General features: G+C 74.1%; 11 protein-coding genes. 5 read left to right on the plus strand and 6 right to left on the minus strand.

The features are described 5' to 3' along the window. Positions 1-192: 192 nt before the first annotated feature. The gene (locus ABZ497_RS32380; protein WP_359810603.1) at positions 193-1,572 is read right to left on the minus strand and encodes a sensor histidine kinase; all 1,380 of its coding nucleotides are present in this window, start codon (positions 1,570-1,572) and stop codon (positions 193-195) included. Between the two features lie 566 nt (positions 1,573-2,138). On the opposite strand from ABZ497_RS32380, the gene ABZ497_RS32385 reads away from it, so the two are divergent. Beyond that, on the plus strand, positions 2,139-3,080 hold the full coding sequence (locus ABZ497_RS32385) for an ABC transporter ATP-binding protein (protein ID WP_359810606.1): 942 nt from the start codon (positions 2,139-2,141) through the stop codon (positions 3,078-3,080). Between the two features lie 59 nt (positions 3,081-3,139). On the opposite strand, the gene ABZ497_RS32390 is transcribed toward ABZ497_RS32385, so the two are convergent. Next, positions 3,140-4,057: a transcriptional regulator gene (locus tag ABZ497_RS32390; protein ID WP_359810609.1), complete on the minus strand. Its 918-nt coding sequence runs from the start codon at positions 4,055-4,057 to the stop codon at positions 3,140-3,142. A gap of 563 nt (positions 4,058-4,620) precedes the next feature. Next, positions 4,621-4,914, minus strand: coding sequence for a hypothetical protein (locus ABZ497_RS32395; protein WP_329490260.1), 294 nt, complete (start codon positions 4,912-4,914; stop codon positions 4,621-4,623). Between the two features lie 256 nt (positions 4,915-5,170). On the opposite strand from ABZ497_RS32395, the gene ABZ497_RS32400 reads away from it, so the two are divergent. After that, positions 5,171-5,938 (plus strand): alpha/beta fold hydrolase, encoded by a 768-nt coding sequence (locus tag ABZ497_RS32400; RefSeq protein WP_359810613.1) that lies wholly within the window; start codon positions 5,171-5,173, stop codon positions 5,936-5,938. Between the two features lie 306 nt (positions 5,939-6,244). On the opposite strand, the gene ABZ497_RS32405 is transcribed toward ABZ497_RS32400, so the two are convergent. Next, positions 6,245-6,463: a DUF5988 family protein gene (locus ABZ497_RS32405; protein ID WP_329490258.1), complete on the minus strand. Its 219-nt coding sequence runs from the start codon at positions 6,461-6,463 to the stop codon at positions 6,245-6,247. Between the two features lie 355 nt (positions 6,464-6,818). On the opposite strand from ABZ497_RS32405, the gene ABZ497_RS32410 reads away from it, so the two are divergent. The 3 genes from ABZ497_RS32410 to ABZ497_RS32420 all read left to right on the plus strand — a co-directional run bounded on the left by ABZ497_RS32410 (position 6,819) and on the right by ABZ497_RS32420 (position 9,450). Then, positions 6,819-7,265 (plus strand): hypothetical protein, encoded by a 447-nt coding sequence (locus ABZ497_RS32410; protein ID WP_329490257.1) that lies wholly within the window; start codon positions 6,819-6,821, stop codon positions 7,263-7,265. Between the two features lie 212 nt (positions 7,266-7,477). After that, positions 7,478-8,803 (plus strand): sensor histidine kinase, encoded by a 1,326-nt coding sequence (locus ABZ497_RS32415; protein ID WP_359810617.1) that lies wholly within the window; start codon positions 7,478-7,480, stop codon positions 8,801-8,803. Further along, positions 8,788-9,450, plus strand: coding sequence for a response regulator transcription factor (locus ABZ497_RS32420; protein WP_329490255.1), 663 nt, complete (start codon positions 8,788-8,790; stop codon positions 9,448-9,450). Before ABZ497_RS32415 ends, ABZ497_RS32420 begins: the two co-directional genes overlap by 16 nt. A gap of 88 nt (positions 9,451-9,538) precedes the next feature. On the opposite strand, the gene ABZ497_RS32425 is transcribed toward ABZ497_RS32420, so the two are convergent. Together ABZ497_RS32425 and ABZ497_RS32430 are read right to left on the minus strand one after the other, a co-directional pair. Further along, positions 9,539-12,706: an amino acid adenylation domain-containing protein gene (locus ABZ497_RS32425; RefSeq protein ID WP_359810620.1), complete on the minus strand. Its 3,168-nt coding sequence runs from the start codon at positions 12,704-12,706 to the stop codon at positions 9,539-9,541. A 66-nt stretch (positions 12,707-12,772) separates the two neighbouring features. Further along, positions 12,773-15,653, minus strand: a 2,881-nt coding sequence (locus ABZ497_RS32430) for an SDR family NAD(P)-dependent oxidoreductase (protein ID WP_359810623.1), incomplete at its 5' end; no start/stop codon positions are given.

The following is a 15,653-nucleotide window of genomic DNA, read 5'->3' on the forward strand; positions in this document are numbered from 1 at the left end:
GCCCGGGCCCGCGCGCGCCCGGTGGTGCTGACGGAACGTGACATGACACCCCCCTCGGGTCGTCTCCGGTCCTGCGGGTCCCGCACACCGGGCCCGTCGTACGCCCCGATGGTCGCGCGGACCGCTAAAGCCCCGCTTAGGTGCGGGATTTCTCGCGACCGGTGCCCGGGGCGGCCGCGAACCCGTGGGCGGTCAGCGGCAGGGGCGGCCCGCCCCGCCCGAGGTGGCGGCCCCGGGCGCGGACAGCGCGCACGGCAGCTCCATGGTCAGCCGGGTCGGGCCGCCGGGCGGGCTGCTCAGGGTGAGCGTGCCCTCGAACGCGGCGAGCCGGCACTGGATGCCCCGCAGCCCGCTGCCCAGCCGGGGGTCCGCACCGCCGTGGCCGTCGTCGGCCACCTCGGCCCGCAACCGCCCGGCGGCGTGCGAGAACTCCACGCTGGCGCGCCGGGCACCGCCGTGCTTCACGGCGTTGGCGAGCGCCTCGCTGACGGCGAAGTAGACGGCCGACTCGACCGGCGCCTCGGCCCGGCCGGGGACGTCGGCCCGCACCTCGACCTTCAGCGGGACGTCCAGGGCGAGGGCGCGCACCGCGACGACGAGTCCCCGCTCGGCGAGGACCGGGGGGTGGATGCCCCGGACCAGGTCGCGCAGCTCCTGGAGGGCCCGGACGACGTTCGCCTGGGTCTCCGCCACCAGCTCCTTCGCCGCCTGCGGATCGCGGTCGATCAGCGCCCCGACCGCGCCGAGGCGCAGGCCGACCGCGACCAGCCGGGCCTGGGCGCCGTCGTGCAGGTCGCGTTCGATCCGGCGCAGTTCGGGAGCCCGGACCTCGCCGAGGTCCGGGCGGCCCCCGACCGGCGGCCCGCCCCGGCCGGTCGGCGCGGCCCGCTCGGTGGGCCCGAGCAGGGAGGTCGGCACAGCCCGCTCGGTGGGCCCGAGCAGGGCGCGGGTCCAGCGGCCGTGCAGGCGCAGCACCCGCTCCGCCAGACCGAGGCCGGCCGCCGCCAGGGCGAAGCCGAGGAGCGCGGTGTCGGCGCCGTCCAGCGGGAGGAGGGCGGTGTGCAGGGCCGGCTGCGCGAGGCCGGCCAGGCCGCAGCCGACCAGGAGCAGCGGGACGGCGGCGGTCGCGCCGCCGATCAGCGGGTTCAGCAGCACCCAGAGGTAGTCCCGCCAGGTCGCCGGGTCGGTCCAGAGCCAGCGGACGGTGCGGGTGTCCCCGGTGGGCCGGCCGCTCCGCTGGTGCTCCCCCGCGGTCGTCCTCCGGAGGGGCGGCGGGCGCTCCGGCTCCGGGCGCGGCAGGTAGGGCGACGGCACGGGCACCCCGGACCACGCCCCGGCCAGCCGCCGGGCGAGGCCGGCCGCCGCCCTGGTGAGTCCGGTGACCGCGGGGAACAGTGGGAAGACCCCGAGACAGAACCAGAGCACGAAGCCGAGCAGGGTCGTGACGAGCAGTCCGAGCGCGGGCGGGACGAGGACGGCCAGCACCGCCAGCCAGCCGAGGGCCGTCGCGTGCCCCCGCGCCCGGGCGACGGCGGGCAGGCCCGTCGGCCGCTCGGCCGCTGGGGACGGCATGCTGCTCACGGCTCCTCCGGCGGTCGGTTCGGTAGCGTCCGCTCGACGCCGTCCACTGCGGTGGTCGCTCCGGGACCTTCGGCTCCGACAGTAGGGCGCACGGGCGGCGGCCAAGAGCCACTCGGCCACCCCTTAGGGGTAGCGGCGGCCCGGACCCCTGTTCGCGGGCCCCGGAACAGGGGTGCCCGTCGCGAAGTCAGGGGTTCGCCACCGCACGGCCGGCGCCCGGTGTCCGGTCCCGCGCCTTCCCGTGGTTCGTGCACCGAGGTCGTTCCGCTCGCCGGTCCGTTCGACCGATCCGCCGGGAGCACACTCGCCCCTCCCCCGGATTCGGCGATTTCCGATCGTTTTCCCTCCTCCTGCCCATTCCACCGGTCGTCTTGTGCACGGAATCGATTCGGTGGGATATCCCTGGGGCGTCTTGAAATCGAACAGTCAGGAAAGCCGGTGGGGGTAGGCCCACTGCGTACGGGGCATAGCGGGGTGGCCGGGCGGCCGGGCGAACCGTAGGTTTTCCAGTCCGGGCCGACACCGGCACGCGCAGCCAGCATTCGAAAGGACAACCGATGTCCGTGGTGATCGAGGTGCGGAACCTGCACAAGACGTACGGTGACCGGGTCGCGGTCGATGACGTCTCCTTCTCCGTCGAGGAAGGTGAGATCTTCGGGATTCTCGGGCCGGCTGGTGCGGGCAAGACCACGATCCTGGAATGCCTCGAAGGGCTCCGGGACCGGGACGGCGGCCGGATCGAGGTGCTCGGCCGCGATCCCCGGCCGGAACGGACCGGGGTGACGCGGCAGATCGACGCCCGCCTCCAGGACGACCGGGCACCCGACCACCCGCGGATCGCGGAGGCGCTGTCGCTCTTCAGCTCGTTCTACCGCGACCCCGGCGACTGGCAGCGGCTCATGGACGCGCTCGGCTTCACCGCCGGGAGCGGGACCGAGACCACCGGGAACGGGACCGAGGTGGCCGGTCCGGCGTCCGGTCGGCCGGACCAGCGTCCGGACCAGGTACTGGCGAGCGCGCTGGAGCAGGTCGGGAACCCGAAGGTGGCGGTCTTCGACGAGCTGACCACCGGGCTGGACCCGCGGTCGCGGCGAGACACCTGGGAGCTGATCGAGGCCGTTCGCGCCAGTGGCGTCACCATCCTGCTGGTCACCGGTTCCTGGGAGGAGGCCGAGCGCCTGTGCGACCGGGTCGCGCTGATCGACCGGGGCCGGCTCACCGTCACCGACACGCCGGCCAGGCTGCTGGAGCGCGTCCGGAGCGGGCAGCGGATCCAGTTCCGCCCGTCCGCCCCGTTCGACCACCGCCTGCTGGCGCGGCTGCCCGAGGTCAGCGGCGTCAACCGCCAGGGCGACCACGTCGTGGTGACCGGCACGGACGAGGCACTGGGGAAGGTCACCTCGCTGCTGGCGCGGCACCAGGTCCTGGCCGAGAACCTCCGCGTCGACCAGGACGCCCTGGAGGCGTTCCTCGGTCTGATCAGCAGGCGCTCCGCCTGAGCCCGCACGGGGGCGCGCGGACCGCGGCGCCCCCGGACACCGTCCGGCCCGGTGCCGCCCTACTCGGCGGCGACGACCTGGGCCCGCCGGTTCAGCTCCTGGGCGAAGTCCTCCCAGATCTGGGAGTTCTGACGGGAGAGCTGGACGATCAGCTCGATGCAGTGCGAGGGCACGGACGCGCAGATGTCCGACATCTCCTTGGCGCCCAGCACGTTCTCCTTGAACATCCGCAGCAGCCGCCGGCCCAGCTCGTTCTGCCGCAGCGACGGGTCCCGCATGAGCTTCTCCAGCGTGACGGTCGAGGGCGGACCGACGACGACCGGGGTGCGGTCCGGCTGCCGGTCCCGGGCGGAGCCCGCCGGGGTACCGGCGGGGGTCCGCTGACAGGGCACGGGACCCTCCCCGCGCTCCAGCCGCCGGCGCACGTCGAGCGCCGTCGCGGGCGAGACGCCGGCCGACCGGGCCACCTGGCGCAGCGAGGCCTCGGGGTTCTCCCTGATCAGCTCCGCCACCCGCAGCCGCCCCGTCGCGCCGTTCAGCGGTCGGACCTTGCCGTCGCGCCCCACCCGGAAGTTCGAGGCGGGCACGCAGTCGGAGGAGCGGCGCAGCTCGGCGACCGCCCTGGCGCCCAGTCCGGTCGACTTGGCGACGGCGCGGTCCGACATGGTGGGGTGCGACTTGAGGATCCGCAGCGCGGCCGCGTTGCGATCGGCCTGCGACAGCGGAAGGCCGTGCTCGATGTTCGACTCGACCGCCTTGAGGAACGCCTCCTCGCTGCTGCCGTCGAAGAACCTGACGTCGATCGCGTGGCGCCCCTTGAGGGAGGCCGCCATCAGCCGGTGGATTCCGTCGATCACCCGCATCGTCCGCCGGTCGACCAGAATCGGCGGCAGCGGACTCTCGATCGCCGCCAGCCGCAGGACGTGAATCTTGTCCTCACCCTCCAGACGCGGTGAGTCCCCGGGCAGGATCTGCATGATCGGAACCGAGACGATTTCCGACTCGCCAATCCAGTGCTCATCAATTCTGAGCGGCATGACACTGTGGGCTAGAAGTCCCATACTGCACCCCCATGACAACTCGGTCGAGTCATTTGCAGCGGAAGCGGAAGCTGTCTGTTCCGGCAGGTCGGCAGCCGGAGGAACGTCGCACCGACCCCCAAAAGTCAATAGCGTTCGATCGGATTAACCAGAACCGCACGCTAGCAGCCCCGGACACCGCCCCGGAAGCTTCCGCCTGGGGATATAGGGGTCCCCTCACCGGATGTAAGGGCCCCCCGATTCCCCCCTCCTGCCGGCCTGCTCCGGCCGCGGCCGGCCCCTGCCCGGGGAGGGCCGGAGGTGCTCGACGGGGTGGCAGGGGGTGCTCCACGGCGTGGCCGGAGGTGCTCCACGGGGTGGCCGCGGCGGCCGACCGCCGGCCGCACGGAAAACGCGGCGGAGCTCCGGTCGGGGTGACTCGAAAGTTCACCCTCGGCCGGAGCTCCGCCGCGCTCACACCCACCGCCACCTGGGCGGTTTCTTCGTCTCGTGCCGACAGGCTAGGCCGCCTCGGCGGCCGCCTCCTCGACCGGCGCCTGCGGCACCGCCGGGACGCTGAGGCCCGGGACCGTGAGGTCCGGAACCGTCTTCACCGTCTCCAGGGCCGACTCGATGGCCTCGGCCAGGGAGGGCGCGACCTCGTCGTCGAACTCGATCCTCGTGACCGGGACCTCCGCGTTGGTCGGAAGCGCATCGGTCGAGAAAGTCGCGCCGGCGAAACCCGCGTCCTGCAGGATCGTCGATTCCTCGTCGGAGATCTCCCGACTGAGCACCAGAGAGAACTTGTGTCCCACGTACGTCACCTCTCAATGTCGCCGCGTATTTTGGAACAGTAACCGGGATCATCGGGGCAACGCAACAGGCAGCCACGCTCCCTCGGTCCAAAGGAATACCAGTCGGCCGGCCGCCCGGCCACCGTTCAACTGCCGCCCGCTCGCCAGTTGAGCGGATAACGCGGGGCCGGGCCCGCCGATCTCCTTGCCGCCGTTCCGGCAATTCGCTATCTTCGGGTTCAATTGACAATCCGGTATGACGACCTTCTGGAGTGGCATGTCTCGGCCTTCGCCCGGAGATGAACTGTGGTGCCGACGTTTTCACCCTGCCGAAAACGCGACCGCCCGACTCGTATGCCTCCCGCACGCGGGCGGCTCGGCCTCCTTCTACCTTCCGGTCTCGGCGGCACTGAGCCCCGCGGTCGACGTCCTCGCCATCCAGTACCCGGGACGGCAGGACCGGCGGATGGAGCCGGCCATCGACGACCTGACGGCCCTCGTCGACCGCCTCTACGAGGTGCTCCGGCGCCAGCCGGAACTCCCGCTCACCTTCCTCGGCCACAGCATGGGGGCCGTCATCGGGTTCGAGCTGACCCGTCGGCTGGAGGCTGACGGGCACGCTCCGGTGCGGCTGTTCGCCTCCGGGCGCCGCGCGCCGTCGACGGTCCGGCAGGAGAACACCTTCCGCAGTGACGACGCCATCCTGGCCGAGGTCCGCCGGCTGAGCGGCACCGCGTCGGCCCTGCTCGGGGACGAGGAGATGATGCGGGCCGCGCTGCCCGCCCTCCGGGCCGACTACACGGCGGTCGAGGGCTACCGCTGCGCGCCCGGGATCACGGTGAACAGCCCGATCACCGTGCTGACCGGCGACAACGACCCCAAGACCACCCTGGACGAGGCGAAGGCCTGGGCCGAGCACACGACGGCGGAGCTCGACCTGCGGGTGTTCGAGGGCGGGCACTTCTTCATCAGCGAGCGGAGCAAGGACGTCATGCAGGTCCTCGTCGAGCACTTCCGGGGTGCGGGCGCCCGGACCGCCGGCTGACGGTCCGGCCGCACCCCCCGGCGACTCCCGCCCCGCGGGGCCTCCATGGCCCTCCGGCCCCGCAACCGCCCGGCACGTCCGGGCGGTTGCGGGGCCTTCGCCGTCCATCCCGCCGGGCCTTCGCACCCGCCGCGCTCCGCCGGCTCGCCGACCGTTCGCCGGCCGATCGACGCCGGCCGCCCGCGGACCCCGGACACGCCGGAGCCGTGCACCGACCGGACGGTCCCGGTCGGTGCACGGCTCCGGTGCACGGTTCCGCTCTGCCGTACGCCGTCGACGTGCGGGTCGTTCGGCGTCCCGGTCGCGCTACTCGGCCACGTACGTGCTGTGGGTCCAGACGAAGACCCGCAGCTCGCGGTCGTCGACGAGAGTGGTCTCGGAACTGGCCTCGAAGTGCTCGTAGCGGTTGCCGAGCGGGACCTTCACCTTGGTCGCACCGGTATCCGCCACATGGCGCAGCCGCTCCGCACCGGTGAGCACGGGGGCGCCGGTGAGGAACACGTTGGGTGCACCGTTGTCGTTCATGATCACCCTCACTTCTCTGGGGTTCGGGATTCCTGTTCTTCTCCGGTCTCGGTTCCTCGACGTCCCTCGACGAGGCGCGCGCGGTGGTTCCGCTCTCCCCCGGGGCCGGGTCGGCCCGGCCGGAAGAGGGAAGGGCCGGGTGCTTCGGGGGAGCGCACCCGGCCCTGGCCTTGCGCATGATCGTAACAATCCCAATCGCCCTTGGCCGTGCGGCAGTTGAACAGTCGAACGGCCTGCTCGGGAGGGCTCCGCGGGGAGTGGGTCCAGACCCACCCACCCGTACGGACAGACCCATGTCGGGGCGGGCCGGCGATCCGTAATGTCGTTAGCACAACGACACGAAGGAGCAGGAACCATGGCGAACACCAGCGACATCACGGCCTCGGCGGCGCAGCTCGGCGAGTCCCGCACGCAGGACGCATTCGACACCGTGAAGAAGTGCATCACGCTCTTCGGCGCCGTCGGCGCCATCGTCCTGGGCACGGTCGCCGTCATGGCGTTCACCGGCCACGAGGCCTCGCCGTTCATGTGGATCCGCGGCGCGATCCTCTTCCTGATCACCTTCCTGCTGCACCGGATGACGGCCCGCGCCGCCCAGGGCTCCTACAAGGCCTTCGACCGGGTGCGCACCCTCTCCACGATCATGCCGATCGCGATCATCGTCGTCGACCTGATCCCCGGCCTCTGCCCGGTCTGGTACGCCGTCCTCCAGGGCCTGTCCGCGCTGGCCCTGATCGGCGTCGCCGTCCTCACCCGCGGCTCCGCGCTGAGCGCCGTCTTCCCCGCCCCCGACAAGAAGTGACGTGCTGAGGACCTGCTCCGCCCCTCCGATGGCCGGACCCCCCTGGGCATCCGGCCATCCGGCGTCCGGGCCCCCGGTGCGCGCGGGACACCCCCGCGCGTGGCGTACCGGCAGCCCCGGTGGGGGACCCGCCCGGCGTACGTTCGCAGGTACCGCCTGAGGAACCGGCGCCCGGCTGACACAATGATCACCCTTGCGAAAGGAACTGGCAGATGCGGATACCGCTCGGAGGCAATCCCCTGCGGTGGGGCGCCGGGATCGGGCTCGGGCTGTACCGGTCCGTCGTGCTGACCGGCCTCACCTGTGTGATGGCCCTGGTCGCCGTGCCCGTCGCGGTGGCCGGCTCCGCCCTCGCCTACTCCTGGTCCGACGGACTGTCCGCCCCGCTGGCCGTCCGCGCGCTGGCCACCCTCGGGGAGACCCTGGTGGTGGTCCTCTGGGTCGCCGTGTCGCTCTGGGTGGTCCACCCGCTGACCAGCCGGGCCCTCGCCAGGGGCGCGCGCCACTGCGCGGAGAAGTGGCTCGACCTGGAGATCCGGGTGGCCTACCGCCCCGTCCCGCCGGTCACCAGGATGGCCACGGGCTTCTGGTGGGACGGTCACGAGTACCACAAGTCCGAGCGGGAGGCCCGCCGGCGGGCCAAGGTGCACGCCCGGTTCCACGACCCGCAGCTGCACTGGGACGGCGTCTGGTCCCTGGTCGCCTCGGTCACCGTGCTCCCGGTCGCGGCCCTGCCGCTGCTCGCGCTGGGCTACGGCGGCTACATGGCGCTGACGCCCACCCTCACCGGTTACGGCGTCGCCGTGATCGTGGCCGGCCTGGTCGGCGCCCCCTTCGCCTGGCGGATCCTGGGCCCGATGGCCCGGCGGTTCCTCGGGCCGGTCCCGAGCACCCGGCTCGGGCGGCGGGTCGAGGAGCTGGAGGCCATCCGCGCCGACCTGACCCAGACCCAGGCCGCCGAGCTGGAGCGCATCGAACGGGGCCTGCACGACGGCGCCCAGGCCCGGCTGGTGGCCATGGGGATGTCGATGGGCGCCGCCGAGCAGCTGGTGGACACCAACCCCGACGCCGCGAAGGCGATCCTCGCCGAGGCCCGGGCCACCTCCGCCACCGCGCTCGCCGAGCTGCGCTCGCTCGTCCGCGGCATCAACCCGCCCGTCCTCGCCGAGCGCGGACTGGTCGACGCCCTGCGGGCCCTGGCCCTGGACTCCTCGGTGAAGGTCAACGTCTTCAGCGAGGTGCCGGCCCGGCCCGAACGCCCCGTCGAGTCGGCCGTCTACTTCTCCGTCGCGGAACTGCTGGCGAACGTCGCGAAGCACTCCCGCGCCGAACGGGTCAAGGTCGAACTGAACTACGCGGCACGGTTGCTGACTGCTACCGTGAGCGACGACGGAATCGGCGGAGCGGCCGCATCCACAGGGTCCGGGCTGAGTGGCATCGAGCGCCGCATGGCGGCGTTCGGCGGACGTCTGGAGATCGACAGCCCGGCCGGTGGACCCACTCGTATCACCGTGGCGGTGCCGTGCGAATTGTCGTAGCCGAAGACCTCTTCCTGCTCCGCGACGGGCTGGTGCGCCTCGTCGAGGCGTACGGCCACACCGTCGTCGCGGCCGTCGACTCGGGGCCGGCCGCGCTCGACGCGCTGGTCACCCACAAACCGGACGCGGCGATCGTGGACGTCCGGCTGCCGCCGACGTTCTCCGACGAAGGACTCCAGGCCGCGCTCTCCGCCCGCCGGGTCGTCCCCGGCCTGCCGGTGCTGATCCTCTCCCAGCACGTGGAGCAGCTGTACGCGCGCGAGCTGCTCGCCGACGGCCACGGCGGCATCGGCTACCAGCTCAAGGACCGTGTCCTGGACGCCAACCAGTTCATGGACGCGGTCCAGCGGGTGGCCGACGGCGGCACCGCGCTCGACCCCACGGTGGTCGCCAAGCTGCTGGGCCGGCCGATGCGGGCCGACCCGCTCGCCACCCTCACCGAACGGGAGCGCTCCGTCCTCGCGCTGATGGCCGAGGGGCTCTCCAACACGGCGATCGCCAACCAGCTGTTCCTCAGCGAGGGCTCCATCAGCAAGTACACGACGGCGATCTTCGCCAAGCTCGGGCTCGCCAACGACGACGACACCAACCGCCGGGTCCGCGCCGTCCTCACCTACCTCGGCGCCGACGGGCAGGGCGAGGACTGAGCACCGGGCAGCCGGACAGCCGGACAGCACACGGCAGCGGCCCTGCGGGATGTCCTCCCGCAGGGCCGCTGCCGTGTGCGCGGGACGGTCAGCCGGCCGGCGCCTGCGCCCGTGCCGAGTCCCGGACGGCGGCGGCCAGTTCGCGCGGCGTACGGCGCTCGAACACCTCGGCCAGGCTGACCGACACCCCGCTGATGTTCTGGAACTCCTGCATCGCCAGCGCGGCGAGCATCGAGTTCCCGCCGTTGGCGAAGAAGTCGGTGTCGGCGTCGAGCGCCTCGTCCCGCAGGATGCTCCGCCACAGCCCCGTCAGCTCGGCCGTCAGGTCGTCGACGTCGCGCCGCTCCGGGCGGTCCGGGCCGGACCGGGTGGCGGCCGCGCGCCGGGCTTCGACCATCCGCTGCAGCGCGGGGTAGTCGACCTTCCCGCTGCCGTTGACCGGCAGCGAGTCGACCGTCACGAGGTCCCCCGGCAGCATCGACCGGGACAGCCGGGCGCGGGCGTGCGCCCAGACGCTCCCGGTGTCGATCGGCCCGGCGGCCGGCTCCAGGCAGCCGATCAGCACGGCGTCCGCGCTCGGGTCGCCGACCATGACCACCGCGGCGCCGCCGACCTCGGGGTGCGCCAGCAGGGTCGCCTCGATCTCGCCCAGTTCGATGCGGTTGCCCCGGAGCTTGACCTGCCGGTCGCTGCGGCCGAACAGGTCGAGCAGGCCGTCCGCGCGCCAGCAGGCCACGTCGCCCGTCCGGTAGAACCGGCCGAACCCGGGGTGCTCGCCGAAGCGCTGGGCGTTGAGGTCCGGCCGGCCGTGGTACCCGATCGCCACCCCGACGCCCGAGATGCAGAGCTCGCCGCGGACGCCGACCGGCAGCTCGCGGCCGTGGCGGTCGAGCACGTGGACCCGGGTGTTGCGGATGGGCGCGCCGACGTCCAGGCGGCCGGCCGGCGCCTCGGTGACGACGCGTGACGTCGACCAGATGGTCGTCTCGGTCGGCCCGTAGGCGTGGTGCAGCACGCAGCCGGCCGCCACCAGCCGCCGGGCGAGGGACAGCGGCACGGGCTCGCCGCCCACGACGACGCCGCGGCCGCGCAGGCAGTCCGCCACCCGGTCGATCACCAGCCGCCAGGTGGTCGGCGTCGCCTGGACGAACCGTGCCCCGTACCGCTCGATCAGCTCCCGCAGGACCCGGCCGTCGCTCCTGGCCCGGTCGGGGGCGGCCACCAGCCGGCCACCGGAGCTCAGCGACACGAACAGTTCGAGGCCGGAGATGTCGAACGCGAAGGTGGTCGTCCACAGCGTCGTGTCCCCGGCCGCCGCGCCGAACTGCTCGGCGAAGTGCGCGACCACGTTGGCCAGCGCCGCGTGGTCGACCAGCGTGCCCTTGGGCAGGCCGGTCGAGCCCGAGGTGTACATCAGGTACGCGCAGGCCGCCGGATCCACCGCCGCGGGCCGGGCCTCGGCCGGCACCCGGTCCGGCGCGTCCTCGACGGCCGGCGCGGTCAGCACCACCGGGCCGGTCCCGGCCGCCTGCTCCGGGCCACCGGTCCCGTCCGTGGCCCCGGCCGGGCCCGCGACCAGCACCTTCGCGCCGGAGTCGGAGAGCTGGTGGCGGATCCGCTCCTCGGGGTGGGCCGTGTCGACCGGCAGGTACGCCGCGCCCGCGAGCCACGCCCCCAGGACGGACGCGACCAGTTCGGGCCCGCGCGGAAGGGCCGTCGCCACCACGTCGCCGGCCCGGACCCCGGCGCCCCGGAGGAGGGCGCCCATCGCGTGCGCCGCGCTCCACAGCTGCCGGTACCGCACCGAACGGTCGCCCTCGACGACGGCGACCGCGTCGGGCGAGCGCAGGACCTGGGCGTGGACGGCTTCCAGGACGGAGCCGGGCCGCACGGGCCGGGCGGTGTCGTTCGCCGCGCCGATGATCGCGTGGTCCCGGTCGCTCCAGCACCGCACGTCGCCGACCGCGCGGTCCGGGTCCTCGGCGAAGGAGGCCAGCACCGCCTCGAAGCGGCCCAACAGCAGCTCGGCATGGGCCCGTTCGAAGAGCTCCGTCCGGTACACGGCCCGCAGCGAGACGGCGTCCGCCGTCGAGGTGGCGCAGAGCTGGAGGTCGAACTTGCCGAAGCCGCTCCCGACGGCGAACGGCCTGACCGGCAGCCCGCCCAGGGCCGGCGCGGCGCCGCTGGCCGTCCGGTGGTCGAACACGTGCCGGAAGGGCAGCGACCACCGGCCGGTCCGCGCCGCGGGCATGAGGTCCGCCCGGGCGTCCACGGCCACGTCGGCGTGCGCCGCGCCCGTGCGCAGCCGCTCGCCGCTGCGGCGTACCAGCGCGCGGACGCTCTCCGCGCGGTCCAGTCGCAGCCGCAGCGGCACATGGGTCACGTGGTACCCGATCGTGCGGGCGGCGTGCGGCGGCCGGAGATCGACCGGGCACCCGACCAGCAGGTCGGGCCCGGCGCCGGACGCCTCCAGCAGCACGTAGTAGGCGGCCAGCAGGACGGCGGACTCCGGGACGCCGAGGTCCTCGGCGAGGCGGCGGACCCCGGCCACCGTACCGGGCGGCAGGGTGCGGTCGAGCTGCGCCGCCGCCAGCGTCGGGCGGTCCGGCTCCGGCTCGGTGCAGGCCAGCTCCATGGTGCCGGTGCTCGCGCCCGCCAGCTCCGCGCGCCAGTGGGCGAGGCTCTCCGGGGTCGGGTCCGGCTCGGTCCAGCCGGGCACGGGCGCGGGCGCTGCGTTCCTCTCGGTGTCGGCGGCGGCGTCGGCGTTCTCGTAGGCCGATGCCAGGTCCGCCAGGAACACCGGGACGGACACCTCGTCGAAGACCAGCTGGTGCGCCGTGACGCAGAGGACGTCCGACTCCGGCGAGCGGAGGAGCACCGCCCGCAGCATCGGCCCCCCGTCCAGCCGGAACGGCACGGCGGCCACCGATGCCAGGTCGGCCTCGCCGGGTTCGCCCGCGAGCACGACCTGGGCGAGCTCCAGCCGGAAGTCAGCCGCGGCGACCACCCGCTTGGTCAGCCGGGTGCCGTCGGCGCGGTAGACGGTGCGCAGGGCCGCGTGGCCCCGCAGCACGACGGCCAGCGCCGCGTCCAGCCGCCACGGGTCCAGCCGGCCCGCGACGGCGAACGCCGCGGACACGTTGTTCACGGGCGTGCCCGGCACCAGCGACTCCAGCAGCCACAGCGCCTCTTCCCTGGGGGAGACTCCCGCGTCGTCAGCCGGATCCGCAGGCGTACGCCCTTCCGCGGAAATCATCACGTCACTCCTCTACCCGTTACCAGTCCGTTGGGTCCGCCGGCGTTCCCGCTGCTGCCCGACCGCTCAGATCCCCAGCTCTTTGTCGATCAGGTCGAAGATCTCGTCGTCCGTCGCCCCGATGATGTCCTCGTCGGAGGGCGCGCCGTTCGCGTCCGCACCGCGGAACTCCTCCAGGAGCAGTTCGAGACGGCTCGTGATCTTCGCGTTCTGGCCGCCGCCCCGCCGGGCGATCGCGGTCAGCAGGGACTTGAGCCGGTCGAGCTCGCCCAGCACCGGCTCGTAGTCGATCTCCTGCTCGGCGACCCGGTCCCGGAGGTACCGGGCCAGCTCCGCGGGGGTGGGGTAGTCGAAGACCACCGCCGCGGGCAGCCGCAGCCCGAGGGCGCCGCTGATCCGGTTGCGGAACTCCAGCGCCGTCAGCGAGTCGAAGCCGAGCTGACGGAAGTACCGGCCGGCCTCGATGGATTCGGAGCCCGGCCGGCTGAGCACCAGGGCCGCCTGGGTCAGCACCAGGTTCAGGACCGCGCCCTCCAGCTGCTCCGGCGGGAGGGCGACCAGCTGGTTCAGGAGGCTCCTCCCGCCCTCCGGACCGGCCCCGCGCCCCACCGAGCGCCGACCGGGGCGGACGAGCCCGGTCACCAGCGCCGGCACGACGCTCCCGGGGCGACGCATCGCGGGCAGGTCCAGCCGGGCCGCGACCAGCAGGGGGTCGACGGAGTGCGCGGCCGCGTCGAGCAGCGCGAGCCCTTCGGAGGCGGACAGCGGCTTCAGGCCCTGCCGGGCCATCCGACGGCGGTCGGCCTCGGTGAGCTCACCGGCCATGCCCTGCTCCCAGGGGCCCCACGCCAGCGACACACCGGGCAGGCCCTCGTGCCGCCGGTGGGCGGCCAGTGCGTCCAGGAAGGTGTTGCCGGCCGCGTAGTTGGCCTGCCCCGGGGTGCCCCAGACACCGGCCACCGAGGAGAAGAGGGTGAAGGTGTCCAGGTCCAGGTGGCGGGTCAGCTCGTGCAGGTGCCAGGCGGCGTCGGTCTTCGGCCGCATGACCCGCTCGACGCGGTCGTCGGTGAGCGAGCCCACGACACCGTCGTCGAGAACGCCCGCCGTGTGCACGACCCCGGTGAGCGGCTCGCCGTTCAGTACGCCCGCCAGTTGCGCGCGGTCGGCGGCGTCGCACGCCACCACCCGCACGCTCGTCCCGGCACCGGCCAACTCGGCCGCCAGCGCGGACAGCTGGGCGGCGGCCGGGCCGCGACGGGAGGCCAGCAGGAGCCGTCCGGCCTGTCCGCTCGCCGCCAGGTGCCGGGCGACCAGACCGCCCAGCGCACCGGAGGCGCCGGTCACGAGGACGGTGCGCGGGCGGTCGGTGGCGTGGAGCCGGTGCCGGTCGTCCCGGCCGTTCTGGTTGTTCCGGTCGTTCCGGTCGTTCTGGTCGTTCCGGTCGTTCCGGTTGGAGGCCTGCTCGCCCGGCTCCTGCCGGTCCTGATCGGCCGCACGCGTCAGGCGCGGCACTCGCACGGTGCTGTCCCGCACCGCGAACCCGGCCTCCCCCAGCGCCGTTCCGGCCACGACGAGCGGCCCGGAGCCCGCCAGCTCCGCCACGTCCGCCGACACGATCCGCTCCGGATGCTCACCGGCCGCCGCCCGCACCAGTCCGACCACGCCCGCGCTGTCCAGTCGCACGCTCGCGCCGCAGCCGGCATCCACACCGCGCTCGGTCACCACGACCAGCCGCGTCCCGTCGAGCGAGCCCGCCGCCAGCCAGTCCCGGAGCACTGCCAGCACACGCAGCACGGCGGCCCGCGCCGCGGCCGGGACGTCGTCCGCGCCTTCGCCGGTGGTTGTTCCGAAGGATGCTGTTCCGGGAACGCCGCAGACCAGCACGACATCCGGGACCGCAGCCCCCGCCTCCACCGCGGCGACCAGATCCGCCACGTCCGCGTACGCCGCGGCGCCGGGCACGGCCAGGCCACCGTCGTCGCCCAGCACCGCCCACGCCCGACCCGGCTCGCCGGCCGTCTCCGGCGCGGCGACCGGCACCCAGTCCACCCGGAAGAGTCCGTCACCGACCGCCCCCGCGGCCCGGTCCAGCAAGCCGACGGCCGGCGCTCCGAGCACCACCGAGCCGACCGAGACGATCGGCTGTCCGGACTGGTCGGCCAGGGCCACCGAGACGCCCTCACCCGAGGGCGACGGCGCCACCCGTACGCGCGCCGCCGGGGCGCCCGAGGCGTGGACCGTCACGTCGGCCCACCCGAGGGGCAGCAGCGGGCCCTCCTCGGCGGCCTGTTCCAGGCCGATGAGATGCAGCGCGGCGTCCAGCAGGGCGGGGTGCACCCCGAACCCGGACACCTCGGTCCCCTCGGCCGACGCCACCTCGGCGAACACCTCGTCGCCGCGCCGCCACGCGGCCCGGACCGCCTGCCGGTAGCCGAGCCCGGCCGCCGCCAGCCGTGCGTACATCGCGTCCACGTCGGCCGCCTCGGCACCCACCGGCGGCCACTGCACGCTCCACGCCGCCGTGTCCGGTCCGGAGTGGCCGGCCGGCTCGCCGGGCTCGTCCGGGGCCAGGGTGCCGGACGCGTGCCGCACCCACTCCCCGTCGTCCGCCCGCGCGAACAGCGCGACCTCCCGCCGCCCGGCGGGACCGCTCTCCCCGACGGTCACCTGGACGCGCACGCCGCCGCGCTCCGGCAGCACGACCGGCATCTCGACGGTCAGTTCCTCGACCCGTCCGCAGCCGACCTCGTCGCCCGCGCGCACGGCCATCTCGACCAGCGCCGCCGTGGGGACCATGACCCGGTCCCTGAGGAGCGACTGGGCCAGCCACGGTTGCGCGGCCAGTGACAGCTGCCCGGTCAGGACCACGCCACCGGTGGCCGGCAGGGTGACGGCCGCGCCGAGCAGTGGGTGTCCCGGGTTCTCCAGACCGAGGTCCTCGGCGCGG

This window comes from Kitasatospora sp. NPDC005751 (assembly GCF_040630835.1).
Classification (GTDB): domain Bacteria; phylum Actinomycetota; class Actinomycetes; order Streptomycetales; family Streptomycetaceae; genus Kitasatospora.

Coding starts and splice junctions, on each gene's coding strand:
- ABZ497_RS32390 (WP_359810609.1), bottom strand. CDS start 4,057: ATGCAGATCCTGCCCGGGGACTCACCGCGTCTGGAGGGTGAGGACAAG.
- ABZ497_RS32415 (WP_359810617.1), top strand. CDS start 7,478: ATGCGGATACCGCTCGGAGGCAATCCCCTGCGGTGGGGCGCCGGGATC.
- ABZ497_RS32385 (WP_359810606.1), top strand. CDS start 2,139: ATGTCCGTGGTGATCGAGGTGCGGAACCTGCACAAGACGTACGGTGAC.
- ABZ497_RS32380 (WP_359810603.1), bottom strand. CDS start 1,572: ATGCCGTCCCCAGCGGCCGAGCGGCCGACGGGCCTGCCCGCCGTCGCC.
- ABZ497_RS32400 (WP_359810613.1), top strand. CDS start 5,171: ATGTCTCGGCCTTCGCCCGGAGATGAACTGTGGTGCCGACGTTTTCAC.
- ABZ497_RS32405 (WP_329490258.1), bottom strand. CDS start 6,463: ATGAACGACAACGGTGCACCCAACGTGTTCCTCACCGGCGCCCCCGTG.
- ABZ497_RS32410 (WP_329490257.1), top strand. CDS start 6,819: ATGGCGAACACCAGCGACATCACGGCCTCGGCGGCGCAGCTCGGCGAG.
- ABZ497_RS32425 (WP_359810620.1), bottom strand. CDS start 12,706: ATGATTTCCGCGGAAGGGCGTACGCCTGCGGATCCGGCTGACGACGCG.